This is a genomic window from Olsenella sp. DNF00959 (genome assembly GCF_001553055.1).
GTDB lineage: Bacteria > Actinomycetota > Coriobacteriia > Coriobacteriales > Atopobiaceae > Olsenella_I > Olsenella_I phocaeensis.
In genome coordinates, this window is record NZ_KQ960127.1 from 203,377 (window position 1) to 219,283 (window position 15,907).

13 protein-coding genes, 2 tRNA genes and 1 pseudogene are annotated in these 15,907 nt (G+C 67.6%); 8 read left to right on the plus strand and 8 right to left on the minus strand.

Going from position 1 to position 15,907, the window contains the following annotated elements; translation table 11 throughout:
• The first annotated feature begins 408 nt into the window (after positions 1-408).
• The gene (locus tag HMPREF1868_RS04605) at positions 409-642 is read left to right on the plus strand and encodes a hypothetical protein (RefSeq protein WP_009278915.1); all 234 of its coding nucleotides are present in this window, start codon (positions 409-411) and stop codon (positions 640-642) included.
• Positions 643-783: 141 nt separating this feature from the next.
• On the opposite strand, the gene HMPREF1868_RS04610 is transcribed toward HMPREF1868_RS04605, so the two are convergent.
• Positions 784-1,752 (minus strand): 3'-5' exonuclease family protein, encoded by a 969-nt coding sequence (locus HMPREF1868_RS04610; protein ID WP_062530848.1) that lies wholly within the window; start codon positions 1,750-1,752, stop codon positions 784-786.
• A gap of 93 nt (positions 1,753-1,845) precedes the next feature.
• On the opposite strand from HMPREF1868_RS04610, the gene HMPREF1868_RS10005 reads away from it, so the two are divergent.
• The 5 genes and pseudogenes from HMPREF1868_RS10005 (at position 1,846) to HMPREF1868_RS04630 (ending at position 6,896) form a co-directional block, all read left to right on the plus strand.
• The gene (locus HMPREF1868_RS10005; protein ID WP_062530850.1) at positions 1,846-3,165 is read left to right on the plus strand and encodes a M18 family aminopeptidase; all 1,320 of its coding nucleotides are present in this window, start codon (positions 1,846-1,848) and stop codon (positions 3,163-3,165) included.
• A 25-nt stretch (positions 3,166-3,190) separates the two neighbouring features.
• A pseudogene (locus tag HMPREF1868_RS10135) lies at positions 3,191-4,078 on the plus strand (NADH:flavin oxidoreductase); the annotation flags it as partial.
• An 87-nt stretch (positions 4,079-4,165) separates the two neighbouring features.
• Entirely contained in the window at positions 4,166-5,029 is an 864-nt protein-coding gene (locus tag HMPREF1868_RS10140) for an FAD-dependent oxidoreductase (protein WP_255353940.1), read from the plus strand.
• A 192-nt stretch (positions 5,030-5,221) separates the two neighbouring features.
• Positions 5,222-6,229 (plus strand): CPBP family intramembrane glutamic endopeptidase, encoded by a 1,008-nt coding sequence (locus HMPREF1868_RS04625; protein ID WP_062530853.1) that lies wholly within the window; start codon positions 5,222-5,224, stop codon positions 6,227-6,229.
• Positions 6,230-6,353: 124 nt separating this feature from the next.
• Positions 6,354-6,896, plus strand: a complete 543-nt coding sequence (locus HMPREF1868_RS04630; protein ID WP_062530855.1) for a glutathione peroxidase — start codon at positions 6,354-6,356, stop codon at positions 6,894-6,896.
• 178 nt (positions 6,897-7,074) lie between these two features.
• On the opposite strand, the gene HMPREF1868_RS04635 is transcribed toward HMPREF1868_RS04630, so the two are convergent.
• From HMPREF1868_RS04635 to HMPREF1868_RS04650, 4 genes are all read right to left on the minus strand, one after another.
• The gene (locus HMPREF1868_RS04635) at positions 7,075-7,905 is read right to left on the minus strand and encodes an amino acid ABC transporter ATP-binding protein (RefSeq protein WP_304437895.1); all 831 of its coding nucleotides are present in this window, start codon (positions 7,903-7,905) and stop codon (positions 7,075-7,077) included.
• A complete protein-coding gene (locus HMPREF1868_RS04640; protein ID WP_009278922.1) occupies positions 7,898-8,536 on the minus strand; it encodes an amino acid ABC transporter permease in 639 nt (212 codons plus the stop codon). The genes HMPREF1868_RS04635 and HMPREF1868_RS04640 overlap by 8 nt, the downstream gene beginning before the upstream one ends.
• Before the next feature lie 68 nt (positions 8,537-8,604).
• Positions 8,605-9,492: a transporter substrate-binding domain-containing protein gene (locus HMPREF1868_RS04645; protein WP_156439420.1), complete on the minus strand. Its 888-nt coding sequence runs from the start codon at positions 9,490-9,492 to the stop codon at positions 8,605-8,607.
• Between the two features lie 117 nt (positions 9,493-9,609).
• Complete coding sequence (locus HMPREF1868_RS04650; protein ID WP_156439421.1) at positions 9,610-10,467, minus strand: class B sortase; 858 nt, start codon at positions 10,465-10,467, stop codon at positions 9,610-9,612.
• Positions 10,468-10,570: 103 nt separating this feature from the next.
• Here HMPREF1868_RS04650 and HMPREF1868_RS04655 point away from each other — a divergent pair.
• A tRNA-His gene (locus tag HMPREF1868_RS04655) sits at positions 10,571-10,646 on the plus strand.
• A 15-nt stretch (positions 10,647-10,661) separates the two neighbouring features.
• Positions 10,662-10,737: transfer RNA gene (locus HMPREF1868_RS04660), tRNA-Lys, on the plus strand.
• A 471-nt stretch (positions 10,738-11,208) separates the two neighbouring features.
• On the opposite strand, the gene HMPREF1868_RS04670 is transcribed toward HMPREF1868_RS04660, so the two are convergent.
• From HMPREF1868_RS04670 to HMPREF1868_RS04680, 3 genes are all read right to left on the minus strand, one after another.
• Positions 11,209-14,109, minus strand: a complete 2,901-nt coding sequence (locus HMPREF1868_RS04670; RefSeq protein ID WP_197414949.1) for an InlB B-repeat-containing protein — start codon at positions 14,107-14,109, stop codon at positions 11,209-11,211.
• A gap of 43 nt (positions 14,110-14,152) precedes the next feature.
• Complete coding sequence (locus tag HMPREF1868_RS04675; protein WP_156439423.1) at positions 14,153-15,010, minus strand: hypothetical protein; 858 nt, start codon at positions 15,008-15,010, stop codon at positions 14,153-14,155.
• A 69-nt stretch (positions 15,011-15,079) separates the two neighbouring features.
• Complete coding sequence (locus HMPREF1868_RS04680) at positions 15,080-15,670, minus strand: hypothetical protein (protein ID WP_009278928.1); 591 nt, start codon at positions 15,668-15,670, stop codon at positions 15,080-15,082.
• Between the last annotated feature and the right edge of the window lie 237 nt (positions 15,671-15,907).

Sequence of the window (15,907 nt, forward strand, 5' to 3'; positions counted from 1 at the left end):
CCCTCTCGCCTCAGGGCATGTCCTCGCCCTGATTGGGCCCGGTAGCCACCTCGCGTGGTGCCGGGCCCTCTTCGTGGGGAGGCGCCCGTCGGCGCCGGGCCCAGCACCGTTCGCAGAATCTTGCCAGAATGCGAGCGTGGCCGACGTTTGGCCTGTTGAGGGAGCGATCCTCTCGTACGAACGGCGAATCATGCGAGAACGGCAGGGCATGCTACGAGGGGCCGCGCGGGCAGGCGCAGGGGCATCGTGGTGGGCCAAAACACGCAGCTTGACCTGTAATCCGGGTACATTTAACGACACTTATGAATAGCTTATTACGCGTCGAACCCATGACCTGCGCTTTTGTTCTATCCTATAAACGCAAGGCGTACGCGCGCCAGAAATGGTTGCATCGACGATTGGATTCACATGCGCAAGGTCAAGACGTTCGGCGGCAAGAGGCACACCTACGACACCGAGAAGGCCGAGCAGCTCGGTACCCGCAGCTTTGGCGAGTTCGGCGACCCCGCCGGCTATGAGGAGACCCTCTACAAGACCAAGCAGGGCCTCTACTTCGTGGTCGGCAAGGGCGGCGACCAGTCTCCCTACGCCAAGGGCGAGGACATCAAGCCCGTCTCTGCCGACGAGGCCAAGGCCTGGTAAACGGCCTGGGGATTCTGTCCTAGCACTACGCATTCTCGACCCCGTCACCTGCTGTGACCCTGCAGGCGGCGGGGTCTTGCCTTGTTTCGCGCAGGTGGACGTCGCCGGCGAACGCCTGACTACTCGCCAGTGACCGCCCGGCTACTCGGCGAACATGTTCCTCTCGGCGAACTCCGCCTGGACGGTGCGGAACATGAGGTCGACGTCCTCGAGCCCCAGGTGCTTCTCCTTCTCCGACGCCTTGAGCGTGCCGCGCCGTCGGGCCCAGCTCTCCAGCGCCGCCGGACGGGAGTCGTGAGGGAGCATCTTGTACTCGGGGTCGACCCTGCGGCAGATGTCACGCGTGTCTATGGGCACAATACGTCCCGCCTTGCGCGCCTCCGCATAGCCATCCAGCTGCAGCATGAACCAGGAGTCCTCGAATGCGGCGTTGTGCGCCATGTAGGGAAAGGCCTCCATGGCGGCGAGCAGCGCCTCCTGCATCTTGCGGTCCTGGCGGAAGGGCTTCCTGCCCTCGAGCTGCGCCCAGCCGATGTGGTGCACGAAGCTCAGGGGCACGCCCTTCTCGCGATACAGGTCGGGCAGGCCGCAGTAGCCCATGAAGGGCTTCTGGGGCTTCGCCTTGGGTGTGAGCTCCATGAACTCGAGGCCCACGTTGATGATGTAGCCACGGCTTGGGTCGCGGTCGGTGGTCTCGATGTCGATGCCCAGGATCGTGCCCGAGACGGGCGCCTCCACGTAGGCGGTGGCGAGGTCCCGCGCGTCCGGGCCGGCGCTGCGCGCGACCTCGTCGAAGCTGCGGTGCTGGAGCGCCGCAACGGAACGAATCAGGTCCTCGTCGCTGAGCTTGCGCGAAAGCGAGGTGGGCGGAAGGTCGCGTAGGAGCTCGGTGCCATAGCTGTCGCAGGTCGTGCGGTTGCGGTCTGCCAGGTTCCTCACGAGGTCGAAGGAGAAGGGCTCCGCCCCCGGCGCGCTCGTCCTCCATGCGTCCATGAGGAGCTGGATGGCCTCCTCGTTCTTCTGGCGCTCGGCGTTGAGCGCCTCGGCGTCGGTGAGGAAGCCGGGGAAGACGAAGGCGTTTGCGTGCTCTAGGGCCTGGCTGAGGTTCATGTGCCACCACTTCGCTCGCGATTGGGACTGACCCCCCAGTGTACACTGTGGCGGGCGCACCAAGGTCGCCACCATCGAACAGGAGGAGGACGCATGACAGACGCTGAGGTATCCGGCGAGCTCGTCGACTTCGTCGCGAGCAGCCCGAGCATGTTCCACAGTGCTCGCACCATCGCGAGGTACCTGGACGAGGCGGGGTTCGCCTTCCTGCCCGAGGGTTCGCGCTGGGAGCTCGAGCCGGGAGGGAGCTATTACACGACGCGAAACAACTCCAGCGTCGTGGCGTTTCGCGTGGGGGAGGAGCTCGACGGCTACCACTTTCAGCTGGCCGCGTCGCACTCCGACTCTCCCAGCTTCAAGGTGAAGAGCGTGCCCGAGCTCGAGGGTCCCGGCCCCTACCTCCGCCTCAACGTCGAAGGCTACGGTGGGATGATCGACTACAGCTGGCTCGACCGCCCCCTCTCGCTCGCCGGCCGCGTCATGGTGCAGGAGGGAGACTCCGTGCGCAGCGAGCTCTTCGCGCCGGACCGCGACCTGCTGCTCATCCCCAGCGTCCCCGTGCACATGAACCGCGACGTGAATGACGGCTACGCCTTCAACCACCAGGTCGACCTCTGCCCGCTGGCCTCCGCGGGCGAGCTTGGGGCGGGGTGGCTCGACCAGCTGGTCGCGGACGAGCTTGGCGTCGACGTCGGACAGGTCCTCGCGCGCGACCTCTTCCTCACGAACCGCGTGGAGGGGCGCGTGTGGGGTGCGACGGGGGAGTTCGTCTCGGCCGGGCACCTCGACGACCTCCAGTGCGCCTTCGCCTCGCTCAAGGGCTTCCTCGCCAGCGCCAACCCCCACGACGTGAGCGTCTACGCCTGCCTTGACAACGAGGAGGTGGGCTCCAACACCAAGCAGGGCGCGCTCTCCACCCTCCTGCGCGACGTGCTCGTGCGGGTGAACGCCGGCCTGGGCAGGGACGGGGAGGAGCTCGCGCGTGCGCTGGCGCGCTCCTTCATGGTGAGCTGCGACAACGCGCACGCCGTGCACCCCAACCACCCGGAGAAGTGCGACGAGGCAAACCGCAGCTGGCTCAACGGGGGCATCGTGGTGAAGGAGGCGGCGAACCAGAGCTACACCACGGATGCCTTCTCGCGCGCGGCCTTCCTCGCCATCTGTCGCCGTGCCGGCGTGCCCGTGCAGTGCTTCGCCAACCGCAGCGACAGCAGGGGTGGGTCAACCCTGGGCAACCTCTCCAACATGCAGGTCAGCATGCATGCCGTGGACGTGGGGCTGCCCCAGCTGGCCATGCACTCGGCCTACGAGACCGCGGGCGTCCGCGACACCGTCCACGCTATCCGCGCGCTCGAGGCCTTCTACTCCTGCGACCTCAGGATCGACGGGGCGGACGGCTTCACCCTGTCCTAGGCACGATGGGGGCGAGAGGGACGCCGCATTCTACGCCGAACGCGGCAGGGGCGGCTGCGGCCTGGTCATAACCGAGATCTGCTCCGTCAACGCGAGGCACGGCAGGGGAGACGCGCGCAACCTCCTGCTCGACTCCGACGACAAGATCCCCAGCTTCAGGAGGATGGTGGATGCCGTCCACGAGACCGGCGCCAAGTTCGCGCTCGAGATCTACCACCCGGGTTGTCAGGGCGTGCCCGCGCTCTGCGAGGACGGCATGCTGGTGAGCCCCTCGGGACAGGAGTCGAAGCTCCTGCACGCGCCGACCCGCGCCCTCTCGGCCGAGGAGGTGGAGGGCGTCGTCGAGGACTTCGTGAGCGCGGGCGTCCGCAGCTGGGAGGCCGGCTTCGACGCCGTCGAGCTGCACTGCGCCCACGGTTACCTGCTCTGCCAGTTCCTCTCGCCCTACACCAACCACCGTGACGACGAGTTTGGCGGCACGCCCGAGAGGAACGCCGAGGTCGTGCGTCGCATCATCAGGGGCATCCGCGAGCGCACGGCACCCGACTTCCCCATTCTGGTGCGCCTGACGGCCGACGAGTACCTGCGTGAGGTGGGCATCGACGACGGCATCACGCTGCCTCTCGCCATCGAGTACTGCCGGATGTTCGAGTCCTGGGGCGCCGACGCGATCGACGTCTCGGCCGGCAACTACGAGACCATGAACTGGGCCTGGGAGCCCGTGGGCTTCGACGAGGGCTGGAAGTCCGCCAACGGCAAGGCCATCGCGCGCGAGCTGGGCATCCCCGTGATCGCCTGCTCCGTCGTGCGCCATCCCGAGACGGCCATGGACCTGGTGGAGGGCGGCGTCTCCATGGTGGGCTCCGCCCGCCAGTTCTTCGCCGACCCGGAATGGGGCAACAAGGTGCGTGACGGCCGCGCCGACAGGATTCGCCCCTGCATCAGCTGCATGCGCTGCATCGAGAGCCTGATGGCCGCCCACGAGGACCCCTACACGCCCATGGTCTGCTCGGTGAACCCCGAGGCCGGGCGCGAGTGCGAGCTCGCCGCAATCGGGCGCGACGGGGAGGGGCGGCGCGCCGTGGTGGTTGGCGCCGGCCCGGCCGGGCTCGAGGCCGCCCGGGTGCTCGCCCTGCGCGGGTTCGAGACGACGCTGGTGGAGCGGGAGGGGCGCCTGGGCGGCCAGCTGGTCCTCGCGGAGCGCCCGCCTAAGAAGTGGCGCCTGGGCTGGCTCGTCGACTACTACCGCAACGTCCTGGGCAACCTGGGCGTCGGGCTGAGGCTCGGCTGCGAGGCGGCACCCGAACTCATGGACGAGCTCTCTCCCTCTGCCGTGGTGTGGGCGGCCGGGTCGGTGCCCGTGCTGCCCGCGAGCATCCCGGGCCTCGACCTTCCCTGCGTGCTCACGGCGCCGGACGCCATCATGGCTGACCCGGCCCTGCGTGACCAGCGCGTGTGCGTGGTGGGCTCGGGCATGACGGGCATCGAGTGCGCCGAGATGCTCGCCGAACAGGGCAACGAGGTGGGGCTGTACGAGATGGTCGACCAGATCGGCCCCGGCATCTTCTTCCAGAACATGATCGACATCATGGGCAGGCTGGACAAGACCAGCACGAAGCTCTTCCCCGGCCATAGGCTCGTCTCGGTCGAGGACGGTCGGGCGCGCTTCCAGAAGGTCGACGGGAGCGAGGTCGTGGCCGAGTTCGACCGCCTAGTCCTCTCGCTTGGGATCAAGGGCGTGCCAGTGCCGGAGTGGCTCGAGGGCCGCGGCTGCGAGCTGAGGGTGGCGGGTGACGCCCTGGGCATCGGGCGCATACAGGAGGCGGTGCGCACGGGCTACGACGCAGCCCGCTCCATCGCATAGCGTCCAGGGGAGAGTCGCGCCACGATCCCGGGCGGCTGGCCTGGGCCTGTCGGGGAAGGGGTTCGCAAAAGGTGCCCGTCCGAGCCTCGCGCTCGCGGCGGGCCCCTTGCATGTGGCGCCGTCATGCCTGATTGTTGGTCTCACACGTTGCGGATCGGAGGCGCGATGGGTCAGGCTGGGAGGGTACGGAAGGTGGCGAGCGGGCGGAGGGCGGCCCTCGCGCTCTTCCTGTTCGTGATGGCCTTCTTCGTCGAGGCGGCGCTTGGGGAGTCGCTCTCCGACGCGCTGGGCATCGACTACGACCTTGCCTACGTCGCGGCGGGCTCCATTGCCGCGACGGGCTTCGTCGCGCTCCTCGGGGGCTGGGAGATGCTCAGGCCCGACGTGGCGAGCATCAGGCGCATGCTGAGGCTGGGCTGGTGGCTCCTCCTGGTCGGCGCCGCGATGGGCGTCCTGGACCTCCACGACTTCGTCTCCTCGGGGATGGCGCCCGAGCCCGGGTGGGTGGGGCGCCTCGCGGGCGTGGCCCTGCTCTGCCTCCTCATCGGCATAGAGGAGGAGGCGATGTTCCGCGGCCTGCTGCTGCACGGCCTCCTCGCGCGAAGCGGACGCACGCGCGCGGGCGTCGTTCTCGCCTGCGTCGTCTCCTCGCTGCTCTTCGGCCTGGCTCACGTGTCCGAACTCGACGCGTCGGACCCCGTCCAGCTGCTCCAGGCGGCCCTCAAGGTCACGCAGACGGGGACCTATGGCTTCGTGCTCGCGGCCGCCACGCTCTCGGGCCGTCCTGACGAGTCGGACAGCCTCTTCGGCCCCGCGCTCTTCCATGGGCTTGACGACTTTCTGGCCATGTTCGTCTCCATCGGCCTGATGGGGGAGTCGAGTGAGGTCAGCTACGTGGCAACGGGGGCGGACGCCTGGCCCACGGTGACCCTCTATGCCGTCCTGACCATCCTCTACCTGCCGTCCGTCGTGAGGGCGGCGCTCTGGCTGCGTGCGTTGGACGTCCCCCAGCTTGGCGGGGTCGCCCGCGCGGAGGGCGGGCAGGCGCCGCCGCCGGTGCCGGACGGGGTGTGCCGGACGCAGCCCACGACATTGCCCGCGGCGTCACCTGTCGAGGGTGTGCCCGTCTTGCCCCAGGACAGCGACACGAACGGGGCGGGAGGGGACGGTCTGGAGGGCCGGCCGTCAAGGCCGTGGTAGAGCGCCTCGCCGACGTGCGATCGTGACGTTTGTGAGCAGCCTTGCACTTCATGCCTTGCTTTTCCTATATTAATAGCGTACAACTTAATTGTGCTCAATTTAACTACGTCAGGAGGGATTCATCATGGGCTTCTACGACTACAGCGTCACCGACCTGCAGGGCAACGAGGTCAAGATGTCCGACTTCAAGGGAAAGGTCGTGATGGTGGTCAACACCGCCACCGGCTGCGGCTTCACGCCCCACTACGAGCCGATCGAGAAGATGTACGAGGACTATCGCGACCAGGGCTTCGAGGTGCTTGACATCCCCTGCAACCAGTTCAAGGGCCAGACCCCCGGCACCGACGAGGAGATTCACGAGTTCTGCACCCTCAACTACGGCACGCAGTTCCCCCAGATGCACAAGTCCGACGTCAACGGCGAGAACGAGCTGCCCCTCTACACCTGGCTCAAGGGCCAGAGGGGCTTCGAGGGCTTTGGGCACGGCCCCAAGGCGCTGACCATGTCCGCCCTGCTCAAGACCATTGACCCCGACTACAAGAACAACTCCGACATCAAGTGGAACTTCACCAAGTTCATCATCGACCGCGCGGGTAACGTCGTCGCCCGCTTCGAGCCCACGGCAGACATGAGGGCCGTCGAGGAGTGCGTCAAGTCCCAGCTCTAGGGCTTGTTGGCGCGTTACGACGCCCCGCCTCGCGTGGTGCGCACACAAGGAGAGAGAGGCCCCCGGCTTCGTGGCTGGGGGCCTCTCTCCTTGTTGGACATGCCTTGCGCTGTCATGAGGCTAGGGTTCCGGCGGGGCACCAAAGACGCGGGCGACGGCGTCTGGGAGTTGCCCTGTCCTAGTCCACGGAGCTGGAGAGGAAGTGCCTCGTGCGCTCGTCGCGGGGGTTGCTCATGACCTGCTCGGGAGTGCCCTCCTCCACGATCTGCCCGTCGATGAGGAAGGCCACGCGGTCAGAGACCTCGCGGGCGAAGCCCATCTCGTGCGTCACGATGCCCACGGCCATGCCATCTCCCGCAAGCTCGCGGATGAGCGCGTGCATGTCCTCGGTGAGCCGGGGGTCTAGTGCGGAGGTCGCCTCGTCGAAGTAGATGATCTGGGGGTTCATGCAGAGCGCGCGGGCGATGGCGACGCGCTGCTGCTGGCCGCCCGAGAGCTGGCAGGGGACCTTGTCCGCCTGCTCTGCGATGTCGAGCCTGCCCAGGAGCCTGCGGGCCTGCGCCTCCACCTCGTCGCGTGGCCTGCCCTGCACCACGACGGGCGCGTCGACGACGTTCTGGAGCACCGTGCGGTGGGGGAAGAGGTTGAAGTTCTGGAAGACGATGCCGAAGCGCATGCGTGCCTGGCGCATCGCCTGGCGGTCGTAGGAGCTGCCGGAGCCGCCCTCATCCCCGTCCTTCGCCACGAGCACGTTGCCGTAGGCGAGCTCACCTTGGTCGAAGGTGTCCAGCAGCGTGAGGCACCTGAGGAGCGTGGACTTGCCCGCGCCGGAGGGCCCGATGACCGAGACCACCTCGCCTTTGTTGATGAGCAGGCTGATGCCCCTCAGGACCTCCCTGTCGCCAAAGGACTTCCTTCCTCCGCGCAGGTAGACCGCCGGCAGTCCCATGAAGGTGGCGAAGCTCTGGTCCGGGGTGGGGATTTCCTTGGGGTTGCTCGGGCTAATCATGATAGTAGGCCAGCTTCTTCTCGACGCGGCGGAGCACGAACTCGATGACCAGGCAGGTCAGCCAGTAGACGAGGGCGGCGATGGCGAAGGGCAGCATGGTGCGCTGCGATGCCACCAGGGCGCGGCCGGTGGTGAACATCTCCGCCACGCCGATGGAGAAGGCTAGGGAGGTGTCCTTCACCAGGGTCACCACCTCGTTGCCCATGGCGGGGAGGATGCGCTTCACGACCTGGGGCAGGATGATGCGCGCGAATGCCTGCGAGCGGGAGTAGCCCAGGACCTCGGCGGCCTCATACTGCCCGCGGGGCATGCTCTGTATGCCCGAGCGGTAGATCTCCGCGAAGTAGGCGGCGTAGTTGACCACGAAGGCGAGCATGACCGCCACGAACATGTAGCCAGGGCCGGTCTGCCGGCCAAAGACGTAGTAGGGGGCGAAGAAGACCGCGAACATCTGCAGCATGAGCGGGGTGCCGCGCATGACGGAGATGAAGAGCTGGCAGAGGAGAGAGAGGGGCTTGAAGCGCGAGAGCCTGCCCAGGGCAACGGGGATGCCCAGGGGTATGGCCCCGACGAGCGTCAGGGCGAAGATCTGCAGCGAGGTCACATAGCCCTGCAGCAGCATTCCTGTCATGGTCGAGACGTCCAACTGCTTCCCATCTCTCTCTTGGTCGGTCCTACGCGGTCGGTGGCTCGTCCCGCCTAGGCTTTGGGGAGGACCCACAGGTCGTACGATACCCCCTGGTCGGCATACTTCTCGCAGAGCTCCTTGACCTTGCCCTCGGCGTCGAGCGCCTGGAGGTCCCTCTGGACCTGGTCCGCAAGTGCCTGGCCGGCGTCGGTCCTTGCGAATCCCACGCCGAAGTGCTCGGAGTTGAGCGCCTCGTCCAGGATCTTGAAGCTGTCCTGCCTGCCCGCGATGTTGAAGCTCGCGACGGGGTAGTCCACCGCGATGGCGTCCACGGCGCCGCTCTCGAGCATCATGAAGGCGGTGTTGTAGTCGCCGATGGTCTGGAGCTGGGCGAAGCTCGCTGCGAGCTCCGCCTGCGCGCCGTCGGCGTTCAGCAGGTCGTAGGCTGCGGAGTCGGACTGGGTGACCACGTTCTTACCGGCGAGGTCGGCGAGGGTGGCAATCTGGGAGTCGGCGCGCGTCACCACGACCTGGCGATTCTCCATGTAGGGGTCGGTGAAGGCATAGTCGCCCTCGCGACCCTCGATCGTGAAGCCGTTCCAGATGCAGCTGATCTGTCCGCTGTTGAGGAGGCCGTCCTTGGCGTCCCAGGCGATGGGGCTGGGCTTGAAGGTCCAGCCCTCCCTCTGGCAGACGGCCTGGGCGAGGTCGAGGTCGAAGCCCGTGTAGGCGCCGTCGTTGCCAACGTATCCGTAGGGCGGGAACTCCTGGTCGAAGCCCACGACGAGGGTGCCGTCGAAACCTTCGACGCCGCTTCCGGACGCCGGGGCCGCCGCAGGGGAGCCGGCGGAGTCCGCGTTGGAGCATGCTGCGAGCGAGGCCGCCGCCGGCGCTGCCAGAGCCGCCGTCGCCATCTTGAGGAACTGCCTGCGACCCATCGTCACGTCGTGTGCCTTCATGTTCTCCTCCGCCCCGCCTGCCCTATGGTCAGGCATCAAATTGGCTAAGCACTTTAGTAGGGTGGAGTAAGTCTAGGACGCGAGGCGGACGCGTTCAAGCTCGGAAACCAGCTGTACTCATTCTCCCTCCGTTCCACAGACGGGCGAGAGGCGCGCTCGGCCTGGCTCGCAATAGACGACCAGGGTTCGCCAGGGTTGCCCAGACCAGAGGGAGCTGCAAGTGACGAGCGTCACGGCCCGCGTCGGCGCCTGGCAGAGGACTGCGGCGTCAGGGCTCTTGGCGGAGGAGGAGCGGCAGATCCCGCGCAGGAAGTCGGGGAGTGACGAGTCATCGCCGAAGTCGAAGCGTTGGACGTCCGGCCAGTCGCTGGGCACGCGCAGGGCGCAGAGGGCCCTGAGCCTTGACTCGCCCCGCCCGTCGGTCCAGATGAGGTCACGGCCCGCCAGCTCCTCGAAGTTTCGTGGGACGTGGGCGTCATGAAGGCAAGAGAACATGAGCGTCGTCCCGGCGAAGTGGTGGCCGTAGACGACGAGATGCTCCGACGTCGGCCCACAGCGCGCATCGACGAAGGGGCAGCCCAGCCGGGCGGGGTGCCCCCAGGGGTCATGGTCGAGGTAGAAGAGCGGGTCCCTCACGTCTGCCTGGGCAACGGGATAGTCGATAGGCGTCCCCTCGATGCGGAGCCATGCGCGCACGCCGTTCGGGAGCTGGCCCTGCGAGCGGCCCTGCGAGCCGCTTTCCGGGTTGCCTTGGTTGGCGGGCGGGCGCAGTCCCTGGGCCAGGACCTGGTAGCGTGCCTGTTCGATCAGGCCGAGGGCCGCTGGGATAAGAAAGGCAAGGAGCAGGGAGCCGCCCACGAGGAGGAGGGACGTGGCGGCGAGCCGGCGTGGCGTGCCACGATGCCCGCGACGCCGGGCCGGGATTCGCACGCAGGCCCTTCCGCCTGCGGCTTTGGGCGGTCTGACCCTTGCCATGTGAAGCCCCCGACACATTCGAGAGAAGTTTTTCAAATTGACCCTTGCATCCTGCAGCGAGTTTGGGCATGATAATCAAGCGCGTTACGAGGTGGGGCAAATGGTGGGTGTAGCTCAGTTGGCAGAGCGACGGACCGTGGCTCCGTAGGTCGAGGGTTCGAGCCCCTCTACCCACCCCATTCACAAACGCATATGGGTCGTTAGCTCAGTTGGTAGAGCAGGGGACTCTTAATCCCAAGGTCGAGGGTTCGACCCCCTCACGACCCACCACGAGAAGTCGCGGGCCATCAGCTCCAGCAGCTGGTGGCCCGCTTTCTTGTCTCTAGGGCAGCTTCCTCCCAAAGTCATCCGTACGGATGCGTGGGGGGATGCGTGGGGGCCGCCCGCCTGACTTGCCCATCGTGCGCTGCCGTCCTCCCTTGAGGAGGGCGTGTCCCCCGGCCGCGAGAAGCGCGCCTCCCACCAACAGGCCGAGGGCCTCGACGCCCACTCCAGTCTGGGGCATCGACCTGGACCCACCTCCGCCGGAAGACGAGTCCTGCCCTTGTTGCGGTGCCTGGCCTTGCTTGGGCTCTTGCAGAGTCACATAGAGCCCGGTCCTCCCCCTCGAGAAGATTCCCTCCTGCGCCCAGGCGGCTCGCGCCACGAGCCCCAGGGGCGCCAGGGCGAGCGCGGTCGCCAAGACGATCCTTGCCAGCCGGAATGTGCCCGCCGTCCTGGTGCGGCCACGGTCATCATCTCTCATCTCGAACTCACCCCCCTGGTCCTGAGGTCACCCGGGGCGACGGTCCAGTTGATGCCGCCCACCTGCCTCTCCCTCACGAGGAGGGTGGCGTCGCTCACGCGCCCCCGAAGCCCGTTGAGCGCGAGGCTCCGCTCCCTCTCGACGTTCCACTCCAAGGGGTTCTTCGGCGCCGAGGGACGCGCGTAGTCTCCGAGCCTGACGGCGCTTCCCCCCTCGGGGGTCATCTCGAGCTCCACCTCACCATCGCGTGGGTCAGAGGAGACGATCCTCACGCCGCCTCCCGAGTGGACGGAGATCTGGCTCACGTGCACTCCCATGTCGCTCTGGTTCGCGATCGCGACGACGCCGTCTGCGGGCCCATGGACGCTTCCGTCCTGCTTGGCCTCGTAATGGATCGCGACGGGGATCCTGACCTTGACGCGCTTGGGCTTCCACTGGGCGTAGAGCGTGACCTTCTCGTCTTCCTTGGACGATAGGTTGCGCACGCTTTGGCCGAGCTCGTACGACTTGCCCCTCCCGTCGGGTGCGGCGTTCCAGCCGACGAGGTCGAACACCTCGCGCTCGAAGCCGCCATCGGGGATGCGGACGTCCTCGTCGAATGTCGCCGCGAGGTCCCTCACCGACCCGTCGGCATCCTCGGCGTTGGGGTCGAAATGGATGGAGTAGCGAATCGCCTTCCACTGCGCCCGTACCGTCGCGTCTCCCTCGCCAAAGCGATAGCTCTCCCCGTCGACCCTGCCATCGCCTTCGAGCTTCCACCCCTGGAACTGGTAGCCTTGCCTCTGCGGTCGCTCGAGCGTGGTGCTGCTGCCGTATTCCTGCGTCAGGGTGGTGGGAGAGCCGCTCTTGCGCCAGGTCCCGCCCATGGGGTCCACGGTCAGGCGCTGGGACGACTTCTGCCAGACGGCATGGAGGCGCACCGTGCCCCCGTCCTTCTCGGACAGGTTCTTGACCTGCTGCCCCTCACCGTAGTCTGGCTTGGATGCCTTTGGGTCGCGGGCCCACCCCTTGAACACGTGGCCCGCGCGCTTGAACCCGCTCCTTGGCAGCGTGCTGGGCTCGTCGTAGCTTGCCTGCACGTTGGGCGTCCCACCCGAGGTGGCGCCGTTTCCCTCGAATGCGATGGTGTAGCGGTTCTTCCTGTAGCGGGCAGTCACGGTCACGTCAGCGGTGACGGGCTTGTAGTCGCCGTCCCACCTGAGGAAGGTCCTGCCACGCACCGTGGGCGGCGCGGGCGTGCTCGCGTTGGAGTGGTAGATGACCTTCTTCTTCTGGATGACCTTGCCGTCCTCGCCATTCACGAAGGTCACGGTATTTTCTTGGACGTCCAGGTAGATTACTATGCCGTCTGCGTATATGCCCTTATGCGAGACGTCTCCCTCGCTCACGGTCTTGCTCTGCTCCGCGCTCTCCAGCGGATGCATGCGGTACTTTACGCTGTAGTGCTTCAGCGCCTCCCCCTCGAGCCTTACGGCGAAGCCTATCGCGGAGCGCCCGCCCACGTTGTCCTGACCCGCCGTCTGGCCGTTCTTCGCCCAGGCGGAGTGGGACCCGTCCGAGTAGAGCAGCCTGTAGCTCACGGAACCGGCGGAGTCCGTGCCTCCGACCCATCTGACCTGCAGGCCGCTGAGGACTCCGTGGTCGATCCTCCCTCCCAGGACCCTTCCCGCGTCTGCCGGGACGTCGGTGTGGGAGTTGTCCGTCTTCGCGGTTGACCAGCCCGTCCAGCCGCCCTTGCGGTCGTTGGGGTTGCAGAAGTAGCCCCTGAAGCTGAGCTTGGGGTACACGTACTTGCTGTCTGTGGGCGCATACGCCGAGCTGACCCTCGCCATGCCCGCGACGAGTTCCTGGTAGCTGACGCCGATGGGTGCCAGCCCGTCATCCGAGGGCATCCCAGTCGCCTCGTCTTGGGCGGGGGCGGGGTCCTCCCGGCCGGCTGTGCCCTCAGTGGCTTCTTCCGGCTTTCCCATCCTCGGCTCGCCTTCCTGGCATACCTCCTTGTCACTGTCCAGCCCGTGATCGTTCCCTGCCGTCGTTCCCTCGCCAGCAGGCGCGACGGGCCTGTCGGACGGGCCTGCGCCGTGCCCGACCGACTTCCCGGTCCCGCCGTCGGATTCGTCCGGCACCGCTGGGGCGGGCCCCTCGCCTTCGGAGGCGGAGGGATTCGATGTCGTGTCGGTGTCGGGGGGTGTCTCTGGCTCCGCGCCGTCCCTCGCGGGCGATGGGGGCTCGGCAGCCGCTGCGGATGTCTCCCCGTCGCACGTGTCCGCCCCGTCCGCGGGAGGGTCCACGTCCTTCTCTCCGTCCCCTTCCCTCTCCGAGGCCTCGTCGCACCCGTCGGCGCCGCGCCCAAGACCGTCGCGCCCTGGCTCTCTGCCATCTGGCTGTCCCTGCCCTGGCGCCTCCCTTTCCTCGGTGTCGTCGAGCTCCGCCAGCGCCTCCTCGGGCCATTGGGCAAAGAGCGTCACCACGCCGTCCCTGGCATGGGGGAGCAGGTCCTCCAACTCTCCCTCGTCCACCTCGCCGTTGCCGTTCGCATCGTCCCAGAGGCTGGTCCCACGTAGCGGCGTCCCTCGTCTGACGAGCCTCCCCGTGCCCTCCTTGTCCAGGGCCCAGCCCAGCGGCTCATGGGGGCCAAGGCTGATGCCCGACGGGTCGAGTAGGGAGGCCCTCCCCGCGGCAAGGGGCTGGTCGGGGCTGCTTCCCCGTGCGAGCTCGGAGTTCTTGTCAAAGCTGAGCGTCAGTTCGTCCGTCGACTGTCGTCCCAGCGCCCCCGCCGCTGCCGGGATGCTCGCGAGGCCCATCGACGCCGAGATGACGCACGATATGGCGAGCCTCGTCGGACGTCTGCATGACCCGTAGGCCCAATGGGCCTTCGTGCACGGTGGTCTTCTCATCTGCCTCTCCTCTCCCTCCATTGGCCCTCCCGCGTCACGCGCCTCACACCTGCGCCTCGGATGGCTCGGCGTTGGTTCCCGGCCTCACGGTCCAGTGGATCTCTCCGACCTGGGTGTCCTTCGCGGGGTCGATTCCTCCGAAGCCCGAGATGCGGCCGGTCAGGCCGTTGAGGTAGAGCTTGTTGGCGTCGTCTGCGATGCGCTCCTCGCCCGAGGGCTTGGTTGACCTCGCGATGTTCCACTTGCCCGCCCGAAGGTCGCGCTCCCCTTTGTAGTCGCCCAGGTCGATGGAGTCGCCGTTCGAGTTGGTGAGGCTGAGCCAGATCGAGTCGGCCTTGCCCTCGCGCTCCGCCTGCTCCTCCTGCTCCTTCGTGACGATGGCCGCGCCGTTGCCGTCGCTCACGGACGCGCTCGCGACGTGGACGGGCATCGTGGAGTTGTTGGAGAACTTGATGACGTTGTCCTTGGGGCCGCTCAACGTCCCCGCGGAGTCGGCCACGTAATGGATGGCGACCGGGATGGTCACGCGGATTTGGTCCAACAGCCCGTCGGGGTCGTCCGGGTCCTTGCCCTCGGGGGTCGTCAGGGCGCTGGCGTCTGCCACGACGTAGAGCCTCGTCTCTCCCCTGGAGCTAGGCAGCGGCGAGCCCGCCGTCTCCTTGCCAGGCGCGGTTTCGGAGTCGGCGGGGGGCTGGGCCGTCCTCTCGCCCCCGTCCCCCTCGCCGTTCCTCTGGTCCGCACCCTCCGCCAGAGGCGCGGCGGCCGCGTCCGTCACGCTCGCAGGCGCGGCGTCCGCCCGCGCCTCCTCGGCCAGTGCCGCCAGGGGAGAGGAGAGCGCCAGCGCCACCCCCAGCCCGGCCATGACGGCCATCCGCGCGCAGCTCCTGCAAGTGTTGCCCATGTCCCGCATATTCCCGCCTTCCTCCGTGGTCCCTGTTGCCGCATCCGGGCGGACGCCCGCCCTGGTCGCCTATTCCTGGGGACGGCAGATGATGTCCACCTCCGCCGCGCACGACGCCCCGAAGCTGTTGTGTCCGAGCAGCCTGCCCTCGTTCGAGAGGAGCGACACGCCTCGCTCGTAGCCCTGGAACTCGACCACGGCATGATGTGTGCCCGCCTCGAGGGGGTGGCTCAGGTCGACGGTCTGCAGCTGCTCGCCAGGCGAGAGGGCGCCGGACTCGAAGAGCAGGTCGTCGGGCCTCTCCCTCTCGAAGATCCGTATGCGCTGGTCGCAGTGGTTGGTCGAGGGGTTCTCGAGGCGTGCCTCCACCGAGGTCTGTCCCTCCTCGAGCTCCATCGCCGCGGCACAGCTTATGTCCATGGAATAGGCGTCCGCCTCCGCCTGCCGGTCGAGGTCCCGCGCCTCGTCGCCCTCCCTTGCCAGGGCGTCGTAGGAGCCCAGGCTGACCCGTGGGTCCTTCCAGCCGGCCTCGAGCAACCGTGGGGCCTGGAGCGCCGCCGCCGCGAACGCCAGGCCGAGGACGACGAGCGCCAGCACCCTCGTCCCTCGTGGGTTCCGGGCCGACATGCCCCTGCGTCCCCGTGCCTTCCGCCTCTTCACCTAGTCCCTCCTCGTCCGTCGCCGAGGGAAGTGCTTCCCTGGCATGGCGGCCGCCCCGAGGGGCGCGTGAGACAATCGTCCGACGGGAGGGCGTCGGTGGGCCCGGGCTTTTAGATCGAGCTGGCAGCAAGCTGGCGCATAGCTCGCGCCAGTCTGCGGCGCCGCAGGTGGGAGGACGTGCATGGACGCACGCAGGCGGCCATGCCCCTCCATCCGCCGCCGTTGGCGGGCAAAGGG